The organism is Sporosarcina sp. BI001-red (assembly GCF_003384035.1).
In the GTDB taxonomy this organism is placed as follows: Bacteria; Bacillota; Bacilli; order Bacillales_A; family Planococcaceae; genus Sporosarcina.
The window spans coordinates 1-24,300 of sequence record NZ_QQAK01000004.1 but is presented as its reverse complement, the minus strand read 5'-3'; the positions used below and the strand labels follow the sequence as shown (position 1 = coordinate 24,300).

21 protein-coding genes and 1 rRNA gene are annotated in these 24,300 nt (G+C 43.9%); 5 read left to right on the top strand and 17 right to left on the bottom strand.

Annotated elements, in window-relative coordinates:
• Window positions 1-15 precede the first annotated feature (15 nt).
• A complete protein-coding gene (locus DVB69_RS17430) occupies window positions 16-237 on the top strand; it encodes a hypothetical protein (RefSeq protein WP_147300746.1) in 222 nt (73 codons plus the stop codon).
• A 39-nt stretch (window positions 238-276) separates the two neighbouring features.
• On the opposite strand, the gene DVB69_RS01195 is transcribed toward DVB69_RS17430, so the two are convergent.
• The 12 genes from DVB69_RS01195 to DVB69_RS01140 all read right to left on the bottom strand — a co-directional run bounded on the left by DVB69_RS01195 (window position 277) and on the right by DVB69_RS01140 (window position 14,644).
• A complete protein-coding gene (locus tag DVB69_RS01195; protein ID WP_116015762.1) occupies window positions 277-1,191 on the bottom strand; it encodes a diacylglycerol kinase in 915 nt (304 codons plus the stop codon).
• 51 nt (window positions 1,192-1,242) lie between these two features.
• A complete protein-coding gene (locus DVB69_RS01190) occupies window positions 1,243-1,809 on the bottom strand; it encodes a thioredoxin family protein (protein ID WP_116015760.1) in 567 nt (188 codons plus the stop codon).
• Between the two features lie 187 nt (window positions 1,810-1,996).
• On the bottom strand, window positions 1,997-3,427 hold the full coding sequence (gene gatB, locus DVB69_RS01185) for an Asp-tRNA(Asn)/Glu-tRNA(Gln) amidotransferase subunit GatB (RefSeq protein ID WP_116015758.1): 1,431 nt from the start codon (window positions 3,425-3,427) through the stop codon (window positions 1,997-1,999).
• Window positions 3,428-3,429: 2 nt separating this feature from the next.
• Window positions 3,430-4,890, bottom strand: a complete 1,461-nt coding sequence (gene gatA, locus DVB69_RS01180; protein ID WP_116015756.1) for an Asp-tRNA(Asn)/Glu-tRNA(Gln) amidotransferase subunit GatA — start codon at window positions 4,888-4,890, stop codon at window positions 3,430-3,432.
• Between the two features lie 24 nt (window positions 4,891-4,914).
• Entirely contained in the window at window positions 4,915-5,205 is a 291-nt protein-coding gene (gatC, locus tag DVB69_RS01175; protein WP_116015754.1) for an Asp-tRNA(Asn)/Glu-tRNA(Gln) amidotransferase subunit GatC, read from the bottom strand.
• A 73-nt stretch (window positions 5,206-5,278) separates the two neighbouring features.
• Window positions 5,279-6,406, bottom strand: coding sequence for a CamS family sex pheromone protein (locus DVB69_RS01170; protein ID WP_116015752.1), 1,128 nt, complete (start codon window positions 6,404-6,406; stop codon window positions 5,279-5,281).
• Window positions 6,407-6,414: 8 nt separating this feature from the next.
• A complete protein-coding gene (gene ligA / locus DVB69_RS01165) occupies window positions 6,415-8,421 on the bottom strand; it encodes an NAD-dependent DNA ligase LigA (RefSeq protein WP_116015794.1) in 2,007 nt (668 codons plus the stop codon).
• Window positions 8,422-8,445: 24 nt separating this feature from the next.
• Window positions 8,446-10,671 carry a DNA helicase PcrA gene (pcrA, locus tag DVB69_RS01160; protein WP_116015750.1) on the bottom strand — a complete coding sequence of 742 codons (2,226 nt, stop codon included), beginning with the start codon at window positions 10,669-10,671 and terminating at the stop codon, window positions 8,446-8,448.
• 48 nt (window positions 10,672-10,719) lie between these two features.
• On the bottom strand, window positions 10,720-11,418 hold the full coding sequence (gene pcrB, locus DVB69_RS01155; protein WP_116015748.1) for a heptaprenylglyceryl phosphate synthase: 699 nt from the start codon (window positions 11,416-11,418) through the stop codon (window positions 10,720-10,722).
• Between the two features lie 126 nt (window positions 11,419-11,544).
• On the bottom strand, window positions 11,545-11,859 hold the full coding sequence (locus DVB69_RS01150; protein WP_116015746.1) for a YerC/YecD family TrpR-related protein: 315 nt from the start codon (window positions 11,857-11,859) through the stop codon (window positions 11,545-11,547).
• Between the two features lie 18 nt (window positions 11,860-11,877).
• Entirely contained in the window at window positions 11,878-12,915 is a 1,038-nt protein-coding gene (locus DVB69_RS01145; RefSeq protein ID WP_116015744.1) for a DUF3048 domain-containing protein, read from the bottom strand.
• A gap of 10 nt (window positions 12,916-12,925) precedes the next feature.
• A complete protein-coding gene (locus DVB69_RS01140) occupies window positions 12,926-14,644 on the bottom strand; it encodes an adenine deaminase C-terminal domain-containing protein (protein ID WP_116015742.1) in 1,719 nt (572 codons plus the stop codon).
• Between the two features lie 137 nt (window positions 14,645-14,781).
• On the opposite strand from DVB69_RS01140, the gene DVB69_RS01135 reads away from it, so the two are divergent.
• Entirely contained in the window at window positions 14,782-15,474 is a 693-nt protein-coding gene (locus tag DVB69_RS01135) for a class I SAM-dependent methyltransferase (protein ID WP_116015740.1), read from the top strand.
• Between the two features lie 86 nt (window positions 15,475-15,560).
• On the opposite strand, the gene DVB69_RS01130 is transcribed toward DVB69_RS01135, so the two are convergent.
• Window positions 15,561-16,829, bottom strand: coding sequence for an erythromycin esterase family protein (locus DVB69_RS01130; protein ID WP_116015738.1), 1,269 nt, complete (start codon window positions 16,827-16,829; stop codon window positions 15,561-15,563).
• A gap of 290 nt (window positions 16,830-17,119) precedes the next feature.
• On the opposite strand from DVB69_RS01130, the gene DVB69_RS01125 reads away from it, so the two are divergent.
• From DVB69_RS01125 to DVB69_RS01115, 3 genes are read left to right on the top strand one after another with little or no spacing between them, the layout of a single operon-like run.
• Window positions 17,120-18,484, top strand: a complete 1,365-nt coding sequence (locus DVB69_RS01125; RefSeq protein ID WP_116015736.1) for a spore germination protein — start codon at window positions 17,120-17,122, stop codon at window positions 18,482-18,484.
• Entirely contained in the window at window positions 18,481-19,575 is a 1,095-nt protein-coding gene (locus DVB69_RS01120; RefSeq protein ID WP_116015734.1) for a GerAB/ArcD/ProY family transporter, read from the top strand. The genes DVB69_RS01125 and DVB69_RS01120 overlap by 4 nt, the downstream gene beginning before the upstream one ends.
• Window positions 19,572-20,693, top strand: a complete 1,122-nt coding sequence (locus tag DVB69_RS01115; protein ID WP_116015732.1) for a Ger(x)C family spore germination protein — start codon at window positions 19,572-19,574, stop codon at window positions 20,691-20,693. The genes DVB69_RS01120 and DVB69_RS01115 overlap by 4 nt, the downstream gene beginning before the upstream one ends.
• Before the next feature lie 41 nt (window positions 20,694-20,734).
• Here DVB69_RS01115 and purB read toward each other — a convergent pair whose 3' ends face one another.
• From purB to rrf, 4 genes are all read right to left on the bottom strand, one after another.
• Complete coding sequence (gene purB, locus DVB69_RS01110; RefSeq protein WP_116015730.1) at window positions 20,735-22,030, bottom strand: adenylosuccinate lyase; 1,296 nt, start codon at window positions 22,028-22,030, stop codon at window positions 20,735-20,737.
• A 32-nt stretch (window positions 22,031-22,062) separates the two neighbouring features.
• A complete protein-coding gene (locus tag DVB69_RS01105) occupies window positions 22,063-22,257 on the bottom strand; it encodes an NETI motif-containing protein (protein WP_116015728.1) in 195 nt (64 codons plus the stop codon).
• Window positions 22,254-22,790: a DUF2179 domain-containing protein gene (locus DVB69_RS01100; protein ID WP_116015726.1), complete on the bottom strand. Its 537-nt coding sequence runs from the start codon at window positions 22,788-22,790 to the stop codon at window positions 22,254-22,256. Before DVB69_RS01100 ends, DVB69_RS01105 begins: the two co-directional genes overlap by 4 nt.
• Window positions 22,791-24,196: 1,406 nt before the next feature.
• Window positions 24,197-24,300 (bottom strand): 5S ribosomal RNA (gene rrf, locus DVB69_RS01095); the annotation flags it as partial.

The following is a 24,300-nucleotide window of genomic DNA, read 5'->3' as shown; positions in this document are numbered from 1 at the left end:
ATTGCATGGTGTGAGATGGAGCGGTTACCCTCTCGATTGGAGCGCTTCGCTGGCGGTATGGAGCGGTTATCCTCGCCAATGGAGCGGTTAGCTGGCGGAATAGAGCGGTTACCCTTTCGCATGGAGCGCTTCGCTGGCGGAATGGAGCGGTTACCCTCGCCAATGGAGCGCTTCGCTGTAACGAGCGAGTGGCCCGATGAAACGGGAGGATATGCGCCTATATATCATTTTTACTAAACAAAAAAACTCCGCATGGTTCAGCGGAGTTTCAATGGATTACCATGTACGATCTTGGTCACGAAGCTTATCAAACGGGACATACATCTCGATATGGCATGACAGGTTTTTGAAGACAGCGGGAATTTTGCCGCCGTATTCCCCATCCAAATTCACGAGGACTTCTTCATTTGAGGTTACTTTGACAGTCTCAGCTTTGCACGAAATCAGGAGTGGATCGTTTAAGTGCTCGCCTCGAACTGCAAGCGTCACGACGCGGATAAATTCTGCGATGTTACACTTTTTCAAGATAAGCAACGTGAATTTTCCGTCGTTAATACTCGATTCAGGTGCGAGTTTTTCAAAGCCTCCAACTGAATTCGTCAAGCCCACTAAAAATAGCATCGCTTCATCGTCAAAAACTTGGTCGTCATATTCGATTCTCACACGGCTTGCGTGAATGGACGGGAGCATTTCAATCCCCTTCAAGTAGTACGCAAGTTGACCGAGCATCGTCTTTAAGCGACTTGGGACTTCATAGGTAAGTTCAGTCATTCGGCCGCCACCTGCGATGTTGATGAAGAATCGGTCGTTCATCTTACCGACATCGACTGGTATTTTCTTGTTTTCCAAAATAATATCGAGCGCTTTGTGGATATCGCGTGGAATTCGAAGTGCACGGGCGAAATCATTGGTCGTCCCCATTGGAATAAGACCGATTGGAGGACGCTCCTCGAAATCTGAAACACCTGCAACGACCTCGTTCAACGTTCCATCTCCACCTGCAGCGATGATGATGTCAAACCCACGCTCAACAGCCGCAGCGGCAGCGACAGTAGCATCGCCTTCGCACGTGGTCGCATGTGCAGATGCTTCGTAACCAGCTTGTTCTAGCCGTATGAGCACATCTGAAAGGTTTTTGCGGAAGACCTCCCGTCCCGCAGTCGGGTTGTAGATAATACGAGCACGCTTCATACATCGTTTCCTTCTTTCTGTTCACTCAGCTCCAGGTGCACGAGCCCTTGTTTAAGCCTCTTGGACTACCGGTAAGAATGTAGTGCGAATGTCTTCGTAAACCGCTAACCAATACTCCGGTTTCGTCGTGTATTCGGCTACAATTTGTTCATGTACTGCGCGTTGCTTTTCTTCAAAGTCCGGTGCATCTTTCGCCGGGATTTGTTGTTTCAATTCCATCACATGTTTTTGAATCGTTGCAGCCCGTGGGCCCCATTTAGCAGCGACCTTGCCGTCTGCGTCAAGTAATAAGTAAACAGGGATCGACCGTCCTCCATTTGTTAAATGACGATCAATAAGTTCCGTGTCTTTATCCCGATACACTGCCCGGACATCTAAATCTGCAGCTTCTGCAATTCGACGCAAAATCGGGTTGTTCATCATCGCGTCGCCACACCAATCCTCTGTGATGACGAGAATCCGCGGCTTCACTTCTTTTAGTCGGGAGATGAATTCATCGTCTTTCGGCACATCAAACTTTTCATAAATTGAAAAACTGCTATCTTTCAGCTGTTCCATACGATCCATATACGCTTCAAGTGAAATCGCTCGTTCAAAATACTCTAATTCAGTAGCCAACGACCCTCACACTCCTTAAATGATGTAAGTGACCCCACATAATTTCAATGAGATCAAAATTGTAAATCAACCTTTTCCTAAGTGTACCTCTATCCATACATGGAAATCAATTGCCACGCAACACTCACGAAAACGCCCTGTGTTGGTAGCTTAAGCCAAATCACAGGGCGCCTCAGAAGGTGTCTAGTTATCGCTTGCTGATTTCATCCAACAAGAGTTTGTTTACGAGCGGCGGATTTGCCTGCCCTTTCGTTGCTTTCATAACTTGGCCTACGAGGAATCCTACTGCACGATCTTTCCCGTTCTTAAAGTCCTCAATGGATTGCTCGTTGGCATCCAAAATCTCACCGATCACTTTACGCAACGTACCTTCGTCAGAAATTTGGACGAGTCCTTTTTCCTTCACGATATCTGCAGCGTCCCCACCGTTTTCAGCAAGTTCTTTGAATACTTTCTTCGCGATTTTCGATGAAATCGTTCCATCTGAAATCAGTTTCACAAGGCTCGCAAGTCCTGCAGGTGTAATTGGTGTTTCTTTCAATTCTTTGCCTTCAGCATTCAAGTATTCTGATACTCCGCCCATAAGCCAGTTCGATGCTAGTTTCGCATCTGCGCCAGCTTTTACAGTTTCATCGAAGAAATCGGACATTTCCTTTGTTAATGTCAACACGTGTGCATCGTATGCAGGTAAGTCAAGCTCGCTTACATAACGGTTTTTACGTGCATCAGGAAGTTCTGGAATTTCTGCACGTACGCGCTCTATCCAGTCTTCGTCGATAACGATTTCTGGAAGATCGGGATCATCGATGAAGCGGTAGTCGTTCGCGCTTCCTTTAATACGCATTAACATCGTTTGACCTGTAGCTTCGTCATAACGGCGTGTTTGCTGGACGATTTTCTCTCCAGAAAGTAACAATTTCTCTTGGCGTTCGACTTCGTTCGCGATTCCGCGACGCACGAAGTTGAATGAGTTCAAGTTTTTGAGCTCTGTTTTTGTACCGAATTCTTCTTGGCCATATGGACGAAGTGAAATGTTAGCATCACAACGGAGTGAGCCTTCTTCCATGCGTACGTCTGATACGCCTGTGTATTGAATAATCGCTTTCAACTTTTCAAGGAAAGCGTATGCTTCGTTCGGTGTACGAATGTCCGCTTCTGTAACGATTTCGATAAGCGGTGTTCCTTGACGGTTTAAGTCAACGAGAGAATATCCATTATCAGAGTGCGTCAGTTTCCCTGCATCTTCCTCCAAGTGTACACGCTCAATACGGATTTTCTTTTTATAGCCATCCACTTCAATTTCAATCCAGCCGTTTGCTCCAACTGGGCGGTCGTCTTGGGATACTTGATATGCTTTTGGATTATCCGGATAGAAATAGTGCTTGCGGTCAAAGTTCATGACACGCGCAACGTCACAGTTCAGTGCCATTGACGCTTTCATCCCGAAGTCGATCGCTTGTTTGTTCATCGTCGGCAAAGTGCCTGGATAAGCAAGATCAGTCGGGTGAATGTTCATATTCGGTGCTGCACCAAAGTGGGCAGGTGCCGGAGAAAAGATTTTCGTATTTGTTTTCAATTCTACGTGGACTTCAAGTCCGACAATCGTTTCAAAGTTCATAATCAGTTCCCCTCCCGAGCAGGCGGTGTCTGTTTGTGGAATTCTGTCGCTTGCTCGTATGCATGCGCCACTTTATAGAGCATCGCTTCTTCGAAATGATTTCCGATGATCTGCAAGCCGACGGGTAGGCCGTCTGCAAAGCCACACGGAACCGAAATCGCTGGAATACCAGCAAGGTTTACAGGTGTAGTCAGTAAGTCGTTCGCGTACAACGTAAGCGGATCTTTGATGGTCTCGCCGAGTTTGTATGCGTTCGTTGCACTAGTCGGTCCAACGATGACATCATATTCTTTAAAGACATTTTGGAAGTCTTGTGCGATCAATGTACGTACTTTTTGCGCACGCTCGTACAAGTCTTCGTGATGACCAGCACTGAGTGCATATGTTCCGTATAAAACACGCTTGCGGACTTCTTCTCCGAAGCCTTCAGAACGTGAACGCAAATAGATCTCGTTCAAGTTTTTCGCATCAGCTGGGTGGTAGCCGTAACGGATCCCGTCAAAACGAGCAAGGTTAGAAGACGCTTCTGCAGATGAAATCACATAATATGTCGGTGCAGCATAGCGCGAGTAGTGCAAGTCTACTTCATCCACATGCGCTCCAAGTGATTCAAGAACACCAATCGCCTTTTTAACAGCTTCTCGTACTTCTGGATCGACACCTTCACCCAAATAACGGGCAGGAACAGCTATTTTCAAGCCTTTAATGTCTCCAGTTAATGAGTTACGGAAATCTGGAACTGGCTTTTCAGACGCTGAAGCATCACGATAATCAGCTCCCGCAATTGCGCTCAGCAACATTGCATTGTCCTCAACCGTTGTTGTAATCGGTCCGATTTGGTCCAAAGAAGATCCGAAAGCTACGAGACCAGAGCGTGATACGCGACCATATGTTGGTTTCATACCGACAACGCCACAAAATGCGGCTGGCTGACGTACTGATCCACCTGTATCAGAACCTAAAGAGAATAGAACTTCTCCAGCAGCGACTGCCGCTGCAGAACCGCCTGAAGATCCACCAGGCACACGATCTAAGTCCCACGGGTTACGTGTAATCTGGAAGGCGGAGTGCTCAGTGGTTGAGCCCATTGCGAATTCGTCCATGTTGAGCTTTCCGACAACTACCATTCCGCTGTCTTTCACACGTTCTGTAGCTGTTCCTTCATAGACAGGGACGAAGTTTTCCAACATTTTACTAGCACATGTTGTTTTGATGCCTTTAGTAATGATGTTGTCTTTAATACCAATCGGCATGCCGAATAGGCTACCGCGCTTTTCATCAGGAAGGTTGTCCAACTGTTCGGCAGCAGCAAGGGCTTCTGGTCCAGTCACAGTTAGGAAGGCCTGAATGGTTTTATCTTTTTCTTCGATCGTTTGCAGTGTAGCTTCAGTTAGTTCTTTAACCGATAGTTCACGACTATGTAAAAGAGACTGAAGTTCAGACGCAGTTTTGTTTACTACCATAAGTCAATTCCTCCTCTATACAGGTCAATCTAGAATGTTCGGTACTTTAATTAGACCGTCTTCGTGGTCTTCTACACTCTTCAACATCTCTTCACGATCGAGAATGTCTTCAGGTGTGTCTTCGCGCAATACGTTTACGATAGCAAGCGGATGTGTCATCGGTTCCACGTCCGTCGTATCGAGTTCTTTCAATCGATCCGAAAACTCGAGCAACGTGTCCAAACGAGTCGCAAACTTCTCCGCTTCCGCGTCTGGCATATCGATCCGTGCAAAATTCGCATAATACTGGATATCCTCTTTAGTAAAATTGGACATAGTCTCTCCTCCTGGCTTTTGTACAATACGATTAATCATAACACCTCAGACAGATGATGAAAAGTTCCTATCCTCAATATGAGTAGATGTGTACAGTTGGTTCCTTTTCACCCGACTTTTTCATAATTAATGACTCGGGGCCGTTATTCGATGTGATGCTCACTTCTACTTCATTATCCGGATAGTACTTCAACACTAATGACGTCATATATTGTGTTAACGCAACGACTTCGTTTTTTCCGTAAAACTGGATGGGGATGCTGATTTTAAGCGATTTAAAATTGTTGTCGCTGTAAAATGCAGTCCCTACAATACTAACAAATCCAGGGAAATAATCGTTCACGTCTTGCTTCAATTTTTCAAACGTCAGATTTGCGTCACGATAATCATTGTCGTTCGACGCAACGGGAAGTAAGACGAATTTCTCATTCACTTCTTTCCAGCCTGATGGTGCATCCTTGCCTTTGTCAACAACTGTAGTTGCGAAATACGTTCCAGGGACAATCGAACTGCGCGGCTGTTGTTTGAAAAGACCGATTGTAATCGGTACATCTCCTACACCATCAATCTTGCGCATTCGTTTGACGATGGTTTCTGCCATTTTCATTCCCTGCTGTTGAATCGTCTTGTCTGGAATATTTGCTTCAGCCGCATCTCGCTGGTAGAACACGGAGTTCATGGCAAGACCGATTGAAATTCCCGCGAGCCCTACTTTTTTATCACCCGTTTTCACGTAGTAGTTCTGCTCGACGATATGCGCCAAATAGACAGGCGCTTTCTCGCTAATGTCTTGAGGGGACATCTTATCGTTGATCGGCGGGTTCAATCCATCATCGAATTTGGAGCTTCTCGATAACCAGTGGATTGCTGTTTTTTCATCGATGAATTGCCCTTCTTGGAAAAAGTGATCTTTTGGATTGAACTTTTTAGATGACAATCGAAGGAGTCCCTCTTCAACCTCGCCAATATCATACTTACTATATACTTGGTTAACGATTAGTCCGCGGCTTGCACTCTTTTTAAACGGTAGTAGCGTTCGGTAATATTGCTCATTCAATTGTACTTCCGGAATGAGCACTGTCTCTTGTTGGACATCGTCATTTTCCTGAATGACATCCCCTTTTCCCGGTCCGATTGCCGGGATACACCCGCCAAGGAACAGGACAGAAGCCACTACGGGTATTGTGAATAACCTTTTCATCAAGTTGTTTACTCCTTTACTTCCAGCACGTCTATGAGCTTCGCTTCATCCCATACATCAATGCCGAGCTCTTCCGCTTTCGCAAGCTTGGATCCTGCGTCTTCCCCTGCGATTACGAGGTCGGTCTTTTTGCTGACACTACCGCTCACTTCGCCGCCTAGGGCTTCAATTTTCTCTTTCGCTTCGCCTCGTGTCAAAATCGATAGTTTTCCTGTTAAGACAATCTTTTTACCAACGAACGGCCCCTCGTCTGGAATTTCTTGCTGGGTTCGTCCTTTGTATTGCATATTGACACCAAAGTCTTTCAACTTCTGAATGACTTCCAGAACATCTTCATTGGAAAAGTACGTTTCAATCGCATCGGTCACTTTTTCTCCGATTTCATGAATCGCAAGCAGCTGTTCCGCTTCAGCAGATATGAGTCCATCCAACGAACCGAATTCTCTAGAAAGTAATGTCGCCGCTTTTTCCCCAACATGGCGAATACCGAAACCGAATAGAAGTTTTTCCAATGAATTCTCTTTCGAAGCAGCAATCGCTGATATGAGATTGGATGCTGATTTCTCACCCATTCGCTCAAGCTCCAGCAACTGTTCTTCTGTGAGCCCGTACAAATCCGAAAAGTCTTTGACAAGCTCCGCTGTATACAGCTGATCGACAACGCGCTCGCCAATCCCTTCGATATTCATCGCATTACGCGAGACAAAGTGTATAAGCGCTTCTTTCAACTGTGCAGGACATTGAGGATTAACGCATCTAAGCGCAACTTCCCCTTCAATACGCACTAGTTCCGAATCGCAAACTGGACAATTTTCAGGCATGTCAAACGGCTCTTCATCTCCAGTCCGTTTTTCAACGAGTGGCCCGATGACTTCCGGAATGATATCGCCTGCTTTTCGAATTGTCACGTAATCTCCTATACGGATATCCTTTTCATGGATCAAGTCTTCGTTATGAAGAGACGCGCGTCCGACTGTCGTTCCTGCGACTCGAACCGGTTCCAAGATTGCAGTCGGTGTCACCGTTCCTGTTCGACCGACACTCAATTCAATGTCGAGCAGTTTCGTCACGACTTCTTCAGCTGGAAACTTGTACGCCGTTGCCCAGCGGGGACTTTTCGCTGTATAGCCTAGCTGTTCCTGGTCTTCGAAACTGTCGACTTTAATGACTATGCCGTCAATTTCATAATCAAGGTCAGAGCGTTTAGCTCCCCAGCTATTGACGTATTCGATGACTTCTTCAATTGACTGACAGCGTTTGCGTTCATGGTTCGTCACAAGGTCAAGGTTGTCAAGATAGTCGAGTGCTTCTGAGTGTGTTGCTTGCCCATACGCTTCACCGTCGCCTCCGATTCCATACAGGAAAACGGCGAGATTACGGCTTCCTGCAATCTTCGGATCGAGTTGGCGCAACGATCCTGCGGCAGCATTCCTTGGATTCGCAAAGGGCTCATCGCCTGCTTCATCCCGCGCTTCGTTGAGTCTTACGAATGACTTTTTCGGCATATAGGCCTCGCCGCGCACTTCAATTTTGATCGACTCTCTAAGTTTTAGAGGAATGGATCGAATCGTTTTCAAGTTTGCTGTGATGTCTTCACCGACAGATCCGTCTCCACGAGTAGATCCTTGAACAAATCGACCGTTTTCATATTTCAATGAAACAGCAAGCCCATCAATTTTCAGTTCACAAATGTAGGACACCTTTTCGCCGACCGCATCTCGGACGCGGCGATCAAATTCACGAATGTCTTCTTCGTTAAACACATTGGACAAGCTGAGCATCGGGTAATCGTGTTCAACTTTAGTAAAGCCTTCAAGCACACTGCCCCCTACACGTTGAGTTGGTGAATCCGGATAGATCAGATCGGGATTCTCCGCTTCAATCGCAAGTAGTTCCTGCATCAGTTTGTCGTAATCTGCGTCTGTAGCAACCGGTTTGTCGAGCACATAATACGCTCGTCCATACTCCGTGAGCAATTGATTCAATTCCAATACGCGTTGTTCGAGTTCGGTAATATCGCTCACATTGCGTTCCTCCTCTTACACTTTTTCAATTGGTGCAAATTTCGCAAGCAGTCGTTTAATGCCGATTTCGGGGAAGGCAATGTCGAGTTCAACGTCATCCGCCGAGCCTTTGACACTGACGACCGTACCTGTGCCCCATTTTTTGTGCGCAGCTTTGTCGCCAGCTGCCCATCCTAGCTTCTCCCCACCCGTCGTTTCATAGACAGGCTTTTTCACTGCTGGTCGTTTGGGTTCGCCAGAGCGAGATCCGCCAATTGAAAAACCGCCAGAGGCATTCTCTAGTTCGATCACTTCATCAGAGATTTCGCTAATAAAACGAGATGGATTGTTGTAACTGAATTTGCCGTACAGCATTCGGCTCGAAGCCGAAGACATGAACAACTTTTGTTCTGCACGCGTTATCGCAACATACGCAAGACGTCGTTCTTCTTCCATTTCTTCGTCGTTTCCGATAGAGCGGGCATGTGGGAAAATATTTTCTTCCATACCAACGACAAAAACGACTGGGAACTCAAGGCCTTTTGCAGAGTGCGTCGTCATTAGGACGATTTTTTCTGTCGATTGGTTCTCTTCTTTATCGAGAGAGTCGATATCTGCAATAAGTGCAAGGTCCGTTAAAAATGCAACGAGTGATTTGTCGCCCTCATCATCTTCTGCACGCTTTTCAAATGCTTGTGTGACGGATAAAAACTCGTCAATATTCTCAAGGCGACTTTCCGATTCAATCGTTTTTTCACGTTCAAGCATCGCACGGTATCCCGTTTTGTCCAACACTTGCTCCGTCAGTTCTTTGATAGATAAAAACTCTTGCATCTGTGTGAAACTTTGAATTAGATCACGAAACTTTGCGGATTCAACAGCCGCTTTTTTCGTCAGACCCATGAAGTCCAACTCTTGCATCGCATCGAAAATGGATCGATCGTTTTCAATGGCGAAAGTCGCCATACGTTCAAACGACGTTGCGCCAATACTACGTTTTGGTTCATTGATAACCCGGGCAAGTGCGAGGTCATCGTCGCTATTCGCAATGAGTCGTAAGTAGGCGAGTAAGTCTTTAATTTCTTTACGGTCATAGAACTTCGTGCCACCGACAATTGTATACTCTAGATTCGATTTCACTAAGTATTCCTCAATCATCCGGGATTGGGCATTGGTTCTATATAACACCGCAAACTGATCGAGTGTGTACCCTTGCTCTTGCTGGAGCTCAATAATTTTACGGACGACGTATTGAGATTCATCTTTCTCATCGGTCGCTTTATAGACGGTGATGGAATCGCCTTGGTCGTTGTCTGTCCGAAGTCGTTTGTCGTAACGGCTTTCGTTGTTTTTAATGACATCGTTTGCTGCTTGTAAAATGTTTTGGGTCGAGCGATAGTTTTGTTCCAGTAAAATAACTTCTGCATCTTTATAGTCTTTTTCAAACGACAAAATATTGCCGATATCAGCGCCACGCCATTTGTAGATCGACTGATCCGAGTCACCCACGACACAAATATTACGGAACTTCTCTGCCAACATTTGAACAAGTCGATATTGTGCGTGGTTCGTATCCTGGTATTCATCGACATGGATGTACTGGAACTTGTCTTGATAAAACTCAAGGACGTCAGGAACTTGCTCGAACAATCTTAACGTCAACATGATCAGATCGTCGAAATCGAGCGACTGGTTTTTACGCAGTTTTTTCGTATAGCCATCGAAAACGTCTGCGATGACGCGGTCATACGGGTTCGATTCGTTCACACCGGCACGGTATTCTTTTGCATCGATGCATTCGTTTTTCGCAGAACTGATGATGTTGAGAAGTGTCCGCGGATCGTATTGTTTCGGGTCTAGGTTTTGTGCTTTTAGGACTGATTTAATAGCAGATAACTGATCTGAGGAGTCCAAAATGGAGAAGGTTTTGGAAAAGCCTATCCTGTCGATATTGCGACGCAAAATCCTCACGCACATCGAGTGGAATGTAGATACCCACATCCGATCCCCTGATCCTTCGCCGAGTAATCCATCGATTCGGTTCCGCATTTCGCGAGATGCTTTGTTGGTAAAGGTAATCGCAAGAATTTTTGATGGATACACGTTTTTTTCTATGACAAGATAGGCAATCCGGTGAGTAAGCACGCGTGTTTTACCTGATCCTGCTCCCGCCATAATAAGCAAAGGTCCTTCTGTTTTCTTCACCGCTTTCGCCTGTTCAGGGTTCATGCCCGTCAGTAAATCTTGTGCGAGTTCTTTCATAATCTATAACCGCCTTTTAGGAACGTTTGTTCTTTAGTATACACGAATTCACTTGGGACTGGTAACCGCTTTTACTGCATCTACAGTTTTGAGTGCTGCCTTCAAATCATCATAGATGACATTGCCAATCACGACTGTATGGGCGATTGCCGCCATTTCAGCTGCTTGGTCCGAAGTCCGGATACCCCCGCCATACACGAGGCGAGTTTCATCCAACACAGAAGCTGCCGCACTGACGATTTTAGGATCACCATACATCCCGCTGTATTCTAAGTAAAAAATAGGTAATTTGAATAAATGCTCCGCCATGCGGGCGTATCCGACGACATCTTCTTGAGTTGACGTTTTCGTTGCCCCTGTCAGTTGCGCGGCTTTGCATTCCGGATTCATGATGCAATAGCCTTCTGTTGCGACTTCTTCCCATTTCATCATATGGCCGAATTCTTTCAATGCTTCTAAATGAATTCCATTCATCCATTTCACGTCATTGGAATTTAAAACAGTTGGAATGAAGTAATAGTCGAAACCGAATGTGACGGCATCCACGTTCGATACTTCAAGCGCAAGTGGCACTGCGTAGCGCCGCAATCGAGCAAGTAAATCGAGTACACCTTCAAGCGTAATATTGTCGGTTCCCCCGATGATGATTCCATCGGTTCCAGACTCGGCAAGTTGCTCAAGTGCCTCGTCTGAAATTTCATTTGCGGGATCTAATTTAAAGGCATGACGCCAAGTTCGATAGTCCATTTCCAGTCACCTGCATTTTCGTAATTATGTTCCTTACAGTATAGCAAAAAACACGTGCCGATTCTCGTTGGCGCCTACGACAAACGAAAAAAACCGGTCAGCCTGTAGCTGTTTCCGGTTTTTTGGTTAGTTTTCTTCAGTTGAACCTTCAGTTTGTTCGTTCATCCGATCGACAATTAAGTTATACCCACCTGAACCATAGTCGACACAACGCCGAATTCTTGAAATGGTTGCGGTACTTGCGCCCGTTTCACTTTGAATTTTGTCATACGTATGCTTCTTTTTCAGCATGACCGCTACGTCAAGGCGCTGTGAAAGCGATTGAACTTCTCCAATTGTGCACAAATCATCGAAAAACGCATAGCATTCATCCAAATCTTTCAACTCTAAGATTGCGCGAAACAACTGATCGGTTTGTTCGCCTTGTATTTTTTCTAGCATAAAAATCTACCTCCGTCCTTAAGGGGTATAGGTCGTCGTGTTGCCAATCGCTTGTTCTCGAACGATATGGATCCACGTCTGCCCTGGTACTAATTTTGCAGGTACCCCGTTCTGTACAGGTGTAATCACGCCATCGATTTGTTTCCACTCGAGTGTAAGCGCGACACCATTCTGAAACAAAATAGCAGGTCCGCCTTTTGTTAAATCCAACGATTGTCTTCCTTCAGCATCAATGGTTGTATAAGGGGCTTCCATGACGACGATATTCGCAGGCGTCACTTTTTTGCCGTCCGCTTTGTCAGTCGTAATGATTCCATTGACGGAACGTTCATACGTTTTCGTTTCTGGGTCGAATGTATACGTGCTTGTGAAATTCGGGTCTGGGTGACCGACAACAATTGTCGATGCAATCTCTCCTAGTTTAGCACTATCCGCGTCTGGATGGAACGAAAGCGTTGGGACTTCCCGAATTTGAGTGTCAATTGATAAATCCTCCATAGCATCTTCGATATGCTCTTTGGAAATGTAGGAGTTATGAGGTGCTTTCCTTTCTTTCGAGCGGATGAAATACGTGCCATCGTACTGCATGCCATTGATGTTATCTACAACTCCCGCAGTCAATAACGCGTGTGCGTCTGGACTGTATCCATGCGCGATGTAAAACGCATCAAGCCCTTGTGCAATGTCTATGAAATAATCACGGGCGCTGCGGATTGGTCCAATTTCTTCAGGAAGTTGGCTTTGGTAAAGCGCAAGCAACCGTGTGATATTCCCTTCTGCAAATACTTCATAAACGACATCCGCCTGACTTAACCCGGATTGTGGACGGGCAAGTGGATGATTATTGATGGTCGCAAGAATTGGACGCCGATCCGTCTCTTCCACTTTCATACCGGTAAAAGGTGCCGTAGTCAAAAGCGTTTCACTCGGTTGTGCGTTAGTTTCACCTGACTTTACCTCTGTTTGCGTCATTTCATCTTCTGTATCATTTGAACAGCCGACGAGCAACACTTGTCCAACAAGTAACGTAGTAAAAAGTAGTTTTTTAGCGTTCATAGAGGCTCTCCTATCGTTCAGTCATGGGGACCAAAATCTTATTTCTCATTACATCCGAAACACCGAATTGCGTCACCCGGACATAGGGTAGATGGGTGGACTGTAGAAAGAGCAAACTGTAGACAGCATCCCCTTTTTCATATCCTCTGTCGCGTAAGGCTTTTTTGAATAGTCGTTCTTGTTCACGCAAAATTTCTATAGGTTGATTGGACAGACTGCCTCCAATTGTGAGCGGCAATTCACTTAGAATCCCGTTATTTTCAGCAATCACGATTCCTCCGCCTAGTTGTTTTAATTGGCGAAACGCCCGAAGCATTTCGTTTTTGTCTTTCCCGATTAAAATAATGTCTCCCGTGTTGGAATAGGAAGACGCGAGACCTTGTAAGGAACTCGTGAATCCTTTGATGACTGTTGTTACACGCCATTTTCCTTCCCTATCAATGAGGGCGAGGAACGACTCATCGTGATCACCTTCTAACCGTTCAGCGGTCAAATCGACGGTTGTCTCGTATGGCTTCGTGATGACATCATTTAACATCTCGATGCCTATCGGTTCCGTTGCGGTTACATCTTCTAAAGTGAGATCGAAGTTAGGTGCGAAATTCGGGAATACCGACCAATCCGCTTTGTTGAATTCGATACATGCTTGTCCATCGCGTTTCACCCATACCCCTTTTGATAACACGTCTGTCGGGTTTGGTTCCTGGATGTCGGATAAAAAATTCAGTGTCGCTAATCGTCCCGGTGCTATTACACTATGCAACTCGTCGACATCATAGTACCTTGCGATATTATAGGACGCCATTTGGTAGGCATCGATCGGGTCGACACCTACTTCTAGCGCAATGCGAATGCATTTATCCATCACACCGTCCTCATGGAACAAGGGCGGGGAGCCGTCTGTCGTCATCATAAGATGATCGAAAACATCGAGCTCTTTTTCCAGAATGCCTTCGAGCAATGGTTTCAAGTCCGGTCGAATGGATGACTCGCGAAGTGTCACTGCATAGCCTTGCAACAACCGTGCTTCCACTTCATCCGCCGTCATCGATTCATGGTCTCCGTTCACTCCAAGCAGTCTCATCCGTGCAAGTGTGCGTTCAGAGGCTCCAGGAAAATGTCCTTCGACTTTTTTACCAAGCTGCTTCGCTTTTTGCAGTGATGCGGTCATGACGGGATCGCCTTTTAGTAAACGTGGCCAACCTGTTAGCTCCCCGCCCATCAGGACATCATCGCGCTTCAGCCACTCCGCGACTTTTTCTGGAGAAAAGACTTCGGCTTCGTTTTGCAAATTCGTCTGAGAATCCATGCGTGCCCACCAGTAGAATGAAAACGGCAATTCTTTCAATTGGTCGAGTAACGTGAACGCTTGCTCTTGGTTTATCGACATGAGCAACATTAAATTATCAGCTAAAAATGTCGTTGTCCCGTGTTGTGCAGCGTATTGGGCGAACGTTTCCGGGTTATATAATTGAAATGGGTGCACGTGGGGTTCTATGTATCCTGGGACAATCCATTTGTCTGTCCCGTCAATTAGTTCAGCGCCTTCTGTCATTGCCGGCATGCGCTCGCCTGTATAAAGAATACGACCATGTTTGATCCAAATCGTACCGGTTTTCCATTGTTTGAAGACAGAATGTAAGTACGTTGCATTCGTGATGATTAAATCTGGTGCCTCTTTTCCGTCAATGACGGCAAGTTGCAAAGCGATTTCTTCCGCGTTCCACATTGAGATCGTCTCCTTTATCGTCCGTTCCTACAAGTATCCTACCATAGCTTGGAAAGTGTGAATAGATAGTGAATGAAGGAACTGGAGGTGTTGGTAGCGAAAATTTAATGCAAAGAACTTTTAGGAGAGTGATTTTAATGACTGAACAATTAACATTCGATGGGGATACGGCAACAGAATACGATAGAGGAATCCGCCGGACATTACCGACGTATGACGGGCTTGTCCGACTTGCGAATACAGCTCTTCGGATGCATGCTGGCAATGATGCTAAGGTTCTGGTTGTTGGTGCAGGAGGTGGAAATGAATTGCTCGAGTTCGCGGAGCACAATCCGACTTGGAAGTTTACTGCGGTCGACCCTTCCGAACCGATGCTGAAAGAAGCCCGCGCTAAAGTAGAGGGCCGATTTGGTAAGGAACGGGTGAATTTCGTTGCAGGAAGTGCGGTGGATGTGCCTGAGGGAACAGCCTTTGGTGCTGCATCGTGTTTGCTCGTATTGCATTTTATTGACAGCGTCGAGGAGAAATTAGCGTTATTGCAAGAAGTTCGGAGGCGGTTAAAGCCCGGAGCCCCGTTTGTGATTGCTTCAATGGCGGGTGATCGGAATGATCCTTCCTTCGATCAGTTATTCGGATTGTGGCGTCAGAGCTGGATTGATCGATCTTCATTGTCCGAAGCACAAGTGCTGGAGATGGAGAAAACCGTGCGCGCGTTATCATTTGTACCTGGTGATGAGATTGAAGGGTTGCTTCGTGATGCCGGGTTTGGACAGGTTACACAATTTTTCCAAACGACATTTTTTTGTGCGTGGATGTGTGTCGCGGATTGAGTTGGTTAAGAGACTGGAATGGGTATTTGCGTCGCTTGCTCCTTTAACGAATTTCCCCATCTCGCCATGCATGGGGAAATTCAGAACTAACACTTTTTTGTCAGGAAAGATGTATTCAAAGGGGCGTTAGCGCAGTTGAACGGTCGATGAAAAATTAATGCATCATATCGATTTCCGACACGGGATGGTACAAAATTTCCAAACGCTTCAAATTCGGGGTTATAAACGACACCAATTGCTCGGTGTCCAATCCACTCACTAAATAATTCACGAGTATAGTAGGTGAATAACAGCACCTTGTCCCCTCCTTTCGCACCATGCAACTGCCCTTCCCATGTGTTGAACTTAGCGGGTGGTATAGACATCCTTTCGAAGCTTTCGCCCCAGCTGCTCGAAGCGATAACCGTTCCTTCATAAGTCCCGAAACCTATGGCATATGTCCGATGTTTCCCATACTGCTCCCGCATAATTTGACCCACATTAGTCATTCCAGCATCTTTCATCGAAGTTGCAGATGCATCGCCAATGTGGGTGTTGTGCTCCCATATAATAATTTTGGCGTCTTCGTGATAGTTCTTAAGTTCTTTGATGGCCTCCGCCATATGCAAATCACGTGTATTCCATGAAATCGCATCTTCCTGAAGAAGTTCTCGATAATACGCTTCTGCGTTCTTTGCAACGAGGGCATTCATGACGACATTCAAATTCTCCTCATGATGTCCATCGTAACGACCCTTATTTCCTTGGATTGATGATAACAGCGTGGAAACCTCACTAATGCATTCATCGGTGAAATGCGCACTCGACAATGCGTAATGATCCGGTAGCCGATTGTATGGTTCAAAACAGGAGAACGCCTTTTTTGCAAGTTCCAAATCCGCTCCATACTTCGGATTTTTCGATAGAAAACTTAGCAACTCATCGATCGACTCATACAAACTGTACATATCGATTCCATAGAATCCCGTCTTTCGATTAGTACATGTGTTGTGAGACTTCAGCCATTCTATAAAGTCAGCCACTACTTCATTTGCCCACATCCATTCGGGCCACCGCGTGAAAGAATCCCGCAATACATCACGTGCCGTCCCACCATCACCAAACCCTTTGACATATCGGTTCACCGCCTCCGCTGCTGGCCAATCTCCTTCCACCGCAACAATTGTAAATCCCTTTTTCACAATTAATCGCTTCGTAAGCTCCGCTCGGATTTCATAGAATTCATTTGTCCCGTGTGTCGCCTCCCCGATCATCACCACATCTGCATCCGCAGCCGCTTCCACCAGCCTTTCCAATGATCCCTCATCCAGAGACATCGCCTGCTCTTCTATGGCTATCCTCATTTTCTTAGACATGAATGTCCCTCCTTTTTGTTCTAGTATTACCAGAACGATCCGAGGGGAAACCCGACGAAGTTGCTGTCGGTCAAGATATTCACTGCTCTAAAATCCTTTCATGCGTAGCTTTCAGTATTTGGCCATAATTCCGGAGTGGTGGGACTCCATCAGATGAATGTAGCCAACACCCAATATGCCTCTCTTTGGTCGAACAAATCATTGGATGAATGCCTGTAATCGATGAATACAACGATCCATTTCCGGCAAGGCTAATTACACTACATGCCTGATAGAAGGGAGTTATTGCAATGACAACTGATAATAGCAAACAAGAGATGCCGATCTTCATGAAGACAATAACAAAGATACTTCCTGCATCCTTTGATGTCTTGCATGTACCAATTACATTCGAAGGTGCACAAGCCCAACTTCTTTTCTTGAAAACAGTTGTGGATGGAGCTACTCTTCAACAAACAATCATTAAACCTTTTTATGAGCTAGCGGATGAACATAAATTTGCAGCGTATATCAAAGGGTTACCAAATCGAATCGATATCCCTCCGACAGATGACCTGATTACCATGCTCACTTCTGGATTCGTCTTAATATACGTGGAAGATACATATAGCCTTCTCGAAATCCGAAGATTGGGAAATACCCAACAAAATGAAACCTTTGTAGAAACAACCATTCATGGATCACAGCTGGCCCTAAGTGAAGACCTGGAAACAAACATTAGTATTATCCGTCAGCACTATCACCAATCCAGCCTTTATGTAGAGAGCATGCAACTAAAAGACAAAAGCAACATGTCGATTGCGATTCTTTATGATGAGGATTTAGTAAATATCGATGTACTACGTAGGGTTAAAGAAAGGCTGGACTCTTTAGACGAACCACTCATACAATCCTCAGCTGATCTTGCCGTCCGTCTCACACGCAGGCGTTTTAATCTATTCCCTACATCAATTATCACAGAACGTCCCGATCGTATTATTTATAATATTACGGGAGGAAAAATTGTTATACTCGCGGATAACTCTCCATTTGGCATTGTGTTACCTGTTATTTTCTTCGACTACATGGTTTCAATGGAAGAAAACTATCATACGTACTTTATCTCTCTTTACAACACACTTTTAGGTTGGTTCGGACTTATGATGTGTTTGGTATTACCCGGTTTATACGTAGCAATTACGGCTTATTCCCCTGAAATTTTACGGACAGAATTGACACTGACCATTGCGGGGAGCAGAATCGGTGTTCCATATCCCTCTTTCATTGAAGCAATCATAATGATTTTATTCGTAGAATTGTTAACTGAGGCCAGTGTACGCCTACCCAAGTCCATCAACGCAGCTGCCACAACAGTTGGTGGGTTAATACTCGGAACAGCGGCAACTGAGGCATCCTTAGCATCCAATATCCTCATCATGGTCGTTGCAATCGTTGCAATTTCCACGTTCGTTATCCCGATTAACGAACTCAGCTTTGTCGTACGATTTTTGAGACTGTTCCTCCTAGTTTTCACGGCACTGTTCGGGATGGTCGGTCTGATTTCAGGGATGCTTTTAATTATTCTTCATATGACCAACCTAGACAGTTTCGGTGAACCTTATCTACGAATCGCCTGGAGAAGTAAACGAAGTGAAAAGAAGGTGAACCAGGAGTGAGCCGCTTTTTATATTATTTAATCTTCATGAATATGTTGGCCGTAATCATGACACCGGTACCGCGTCTACTACTGTTACGTTCAGGTGACGGGGCACTGTCCGCAATACTTCTCAGTATCGTTGCAGGTGTCCTGTTCACCTATATTACTGTATCCTTTTTCCTTCAATTTCCTGGACAAGATTTCATCCAATTATTAAAGAAGCATACATCTAACTGGGTCCGCATCCCTGTAACCCTTTTTTTTGCATTCATGTGGTTTGTGGCAGGCATCATTACGCTTGTCATGACCGTATTCTTACTAATTACGTTTTTAACTCCTGAAATGTCGATTTATACGATTACGTTATCCATTTTAATCACCGTATTCTTCGGTGTATTACTAAAGTCTAAAAGCGTTTTATTTACCCTTGAGATTGTATTCATCATTATGATTCCACTTTTCGTCCTGATGTTTTTCAAACTATTTACAAGCAGTGAATTAGATTTGGATCAAGTCCGACTCGCCATAACGCACATTAACACCTTACCGGATTACACATCATTTACTTCGAGCACATTCATGTTTATGGGATCTGCGAACCTCATAATCTATAACAAATATTTTAAGGAGAAGCACCACATCTCTAAAGGGGCATTGGTGGCGATTACCTGCCTCGGTATTTTCTTAATTATTAACGCATACTTGATTCCGATTGGTTATTCAGGATTCGATAAAGTCCATCAACTTATGTTCCCTTGGACCTCTTCTGTAGATGCCGTCCGTATGAAATTCGGATTCATTGAGCGTGTAGTTTTCATTTTCATGTTCCTATTCGTGACGATTTCATTCATCAGCATGATTGTTCATTGGCATGTTGCTTATAAATTAGTACTAAGTGTATTCAGACTTAAGATACTTCAAGTCCAACAGCAAAATTACACTCCTTTTCTAATCGCGTTCGTCTTTTGTGTAATAGGTATGTGGATAACCATTCAAGCAACCCAATACGACCTTTATCATTATTCAATGTATTACTATAATATACTTCCTATATTCGTAGCGATATTCTTTTTGACAATGTTGGCCATTAAGAGGGGGGCTTCCTCATGAAGAAAAGAATTAAGGCTGGACTACTCCTCCTTCTAGTAGGTACCTTTTTCCTCCCTTCACTTTCTGGTTGCGCATATAAAGGTGTGGACAAACGGTCTTTTGTTGTAGGAATCGGAGTAGATCCAGCTGAAGGAAATGGGAAGGACGATAAGTTCAAGGTAACATTAAAAATAGCAAAGCCTATCGCCTCTTTAAAATCTAACACTGAAAATGAATATGCATATTTAGTGCATGAAAGTGACTCTGTAGCGGAGGCCATGCGTTATCTTGATACAGAAGCTGATAAAGTGCTGGATTATAGTCAAACTAAGATTCTCGCATTGAATCCAGAAATACTCTCAGGTGATTTATTTCAACTGATGGACTACTTTGTAAGACGGGGAGATTTTCAACTTCTATTATATGTGGTTGCTGCAGTGCCAAGCGCAGAAGAAGTATTAAAAGTTAAACCGAAACTTGAATCCGCGGGAGAAAACTCTTTATACAACTTTTTCGACGAGACAGGAACTGAAAGTCCATTCGTCGTCACTACGTTCTTGTTTGAATTCCGCCGGGATTATGATACAAAAGGATTAAGTACAGTGCTTCCCATTGTTAGAGGGGAAGATAGTTCTAAATTCATTGTGAATCACTCCATCGTCTTAAAAGATACGGTCGAGCCAGTTGAACTTGGTCTATTAGAAACCAAGTTATACAATTCATTGAAGAAAAATTCTTCAGGATTTGGCTATCAAATTGACAATGAAGGCTACAAATTCACACTAACATTGGATCGTATCAATATGAAAATCAAGATTCAAACAAAAGACGGACAGAAACCCCGAGCAGTCGTTAGAATAAAAGCTGTTGGCGCAGTCAACGAATCCAACAAGTTATTGCACTTGAAAGAATTGGGTCATTATGACCGTCTCTCAGCAGAAAAACTAACCGAGGAAGTGAAAGAGTTATTTGAAAGTCTTCAATCGAAAGATGTGGATCCTTTTGGATTCGGGTTGAAATATCGGGCAACCCGTCTGCATACGGACAGTTTATTAGATGAATGGAAAGCCATTTATCCTGAACTGGAGTTTGATGTAAAAGTTGACTTACAATTGAAATCTGTTGGTGCAATCCAATAAGAAAAGGGATCGGCGCATATGCCGATCCCTTTTTCACAATATTAATTGAGTCCAATCCGATCAAAAATCATATCAATCTTCTGAAGGTGATAATTGTAGTCAAAGCACTCATCGATTTCTTTATCATTTAAATGATTAGTAATCGTGGAGTTGCCTTTTACTAAGTCTTTAAACGGACATTGCTCGTCCCAAGACTGTGCAGTCAAAGGTTGCACCGTATCGTACGCCGCTTCACGAGACATCCCTTTATCGATTAATGACAACAACACACGTTGTGAGTATATCAAACCATGTGTGCGATCCATGTTACGTTTCATATTTTCAGGATACACCGTCAAGTTCTTCAAAATGTTGCCGAAGCGATTTAACATGTAGTTTAACGTAATCGTCGCATCCGGCAAAATCACTCGCTCTGCAGATGAATGGGAAATATCCCGCTCATGCCATAAAGGAACGTTTTCATAGGCAGTTAACATATACCCACGCATTAAACGAGAGAGACCTGCCATATTCTCAGAACCGATTGGATTGCGTTTATGAGGCATTGCAGAAGAACCTTTTTGGCCCTTCGCAAAGAACTCTTCCACTTCACGAGTTTCAGATTTCTGAAGACCACGAACTTCCACCGCAAACTTTTCAATCGATGTTGCTATCAATGCCAAAGTCGAAAGGTACTGAGCATGACGATCACGCTGCAGAGTTTGTGTAGAAACAGGAGCTGGAGTCAATCCTAACTTCTCACATACATACTGTTCCACATACGGATCCACGTTCGCATACGTCCCCACAGCCCCAGAAATCTTACCTGCTTGGACAGAAATAGCCGCCGCATCAAATCGCTCAAGATTTCTTTTCATCTCTTCATGCCACAATGCAAGCTTTAGTCCAAATGTTGTAGGCTCTGCATGCACACCATGTGTACGTCCCATCATGACAGTGTATTTATGATCTTTCGCTTTTTCCGCAAGAATATCAATGAATCTTACAAGGTCAGCTCGTAAAATTCGGTTAGCCTGAAGCAACAAATAGGAAAGCGCGGTATCCACAACATCGGTTGAAGTAAGTCCATAATGAACCCATTTACGTTCATCCCCAAGCGTTTCAGAAACAGCACGTGTAAAAGCGACAACGTCATGGCGTGTTTCTTTTTCGATTTCAAGAATTCGATCAACAGAAAAGCCTGCGTTCTGTCGAATTTTCTCTACATCCTGTTTCGGAACATCCCCAAGTTCAGCCCATGCCTCACTTGCTAAAATCTCAACCTCTAGCCACGCATTGTATTTATTTTCATCTGTCCAAATCGCTCCCATTTCAGGGCGTGTATACCGTTCAATCATCGTCTAGTTCCTCCTTGGATCCCTCAACTCAATCATTCACTATCTGCCAGTACACCTTTCAATTGGATCATCTGACGAATTGGTACATACTTGCCATCACGTTCTTCAAATAACGGTTCTTCTCGACGTCCAGCAGGCATATAACCTTCTGCTCTCATACGCTCGATACAGTCCGAAATTGTCTCATGCTCTTCCACTTTAAACCATATCGTTTTTCGTTGGCTCACTTAAATAACTTCCCTCTTTTAACAGACTTGACCCAGAATCCACCTCGAATTGTTTTAGGTTCATAGGAGATGATAAAAGCTTTGGGATCAAGCTCAGCAATCGTAGTATACAGTTTCAGCTCATATTTACGCGGGGTTAAAATCTGCATCGCAGAACGATTTCCGCCTAGTCCATGTGCCGCCCAATCCGTTACACCATAACCTTTAGTGCGTAACGTCGATGCTAGTTCTTTATTAAGCTCATCTGTAATGACGTTCACAGTAATATAGCCAAGTGCCATTTTTTCTTCAATTTTTGTTCCAACGATTACACCCGAACCAAAACCGAGTGCGTAGGCAACTAAGTTTTGAATTTGATCAAGACTGTCTAATACCAGTCCTAGTCCAACGACATAGACTACCACTTCAAACATGCTAACGAGGGCTGCAAAATAGCGATATCCTTTTAGCGTTAAAATCATGCGCATGGTAGAAAAAGTTACATAAACAATATTTATCACAAAGATAATCAAAACCATTACCCAAGGATTCATGTGGCACCCCTCCATTCTACATGATACATGGTACAGGTGAAACGTTGTGATTACAAGTGAATTCACCGACTGCAGATGAATCTATTCATGACAAGATCACTGGAGATGTTTATTGAGAATGGCCCATTAAAATACAAGAGATAATTATTATGGATTTTAGTAAGTGAACAGGTAATTGTGGATTTTATTATCAAATTTGAAATGTGGTCATAAAAACTTGCATCTGCTCATAAATCTCAATTTGTGATCATAAAAACTTGGATCCGCTCATAAATCCCTTTTTGTGATCATAAAAACTTGCATCTGCTCATAAATCTCTATTTGTGATCATAAAAACTTGGATCCGCTCATAAATCCCTTTTTGTGATCATAAAAACTTGAATCCGCTCATAAATCTCTATTTGTGATCATAAAAACTTGGATCTGCTCATAAATAACAGTTTGTGATCATAAAACCATGCATCTGCTCATAAATCCCTATTTGTGATCATAAAAACTTGGATCCGCTCATAAATCTCTATTTGTGATCATAAAAACTTGGATCCGCTCATAAATAACAATTTGTGATCATAAAAACTTAAATCCGCTCATAAATCTCATTTTGTGATCATAAAAACTTGGATCTGCTCATAAATAACAATTTGTGATCATAAAACCATGCATCTGCTCATAAATCCCTATTTGTGATCATTAATCAACTTGAACGTTACTCCCCTTACCATTCAAAGATCACGTTTGAAATGTGGTCATAAAAACTTGCATCTGCTCATAAATCTCTATTTGTGATCATAAAAACTTGGATCCGCTCATAAATCTCTATTTGTAATCATAAAAACTTGCATCTGCTCATAAATCTCAATTTGTGATCATAAAAACTTGGATCCGCTCATAAATCCCTTTTTGTGATCATAAAAACTTGAATCCGCTCATAAATCTCTATTTGTGATCATAAAAACTTGGATCTGCTCATAAATAACAGTTTGTGATCATAAAACCATGCATCTGCTCATAAATCCCTATTTGTGATCATAAAAACTTGGATCCGCTCATAAATCTCTATTTGTGATCATAAAAACTTGGATCCGCTCATAAATAACAATTTGTGATCATAAAAACTTAAATCCGCTCATAAATCTCATTTTGTGATCATAAAAACTTGGATCTGCTCATAAATAACAATTTGTGATCATAAAACCATGCATCTGCTCATAAATCCCTATTTGTGATCATTAATCAACTTGAACGTTACTCCCCTTACCATTCAAAGATCACGTCTTATAAGTTTCCCCTTAAAAGACACAATCCATCCAATTAGATTCTTCCACATTGTATGCGGATTTCACCAAACAAATGAACATACAAAAAAACGAGCCAAGGAATGACATCCTCGACTCGCTTTTTAAATTGCCCGGCAACGTCCTACTCTCACAGGGGGAAGCCCCCTACTACCATCGGCGCTGAAGAACTTAACTTCCGTGTTCGGTATGGGAACGGGTGTGACCTCTTCGCC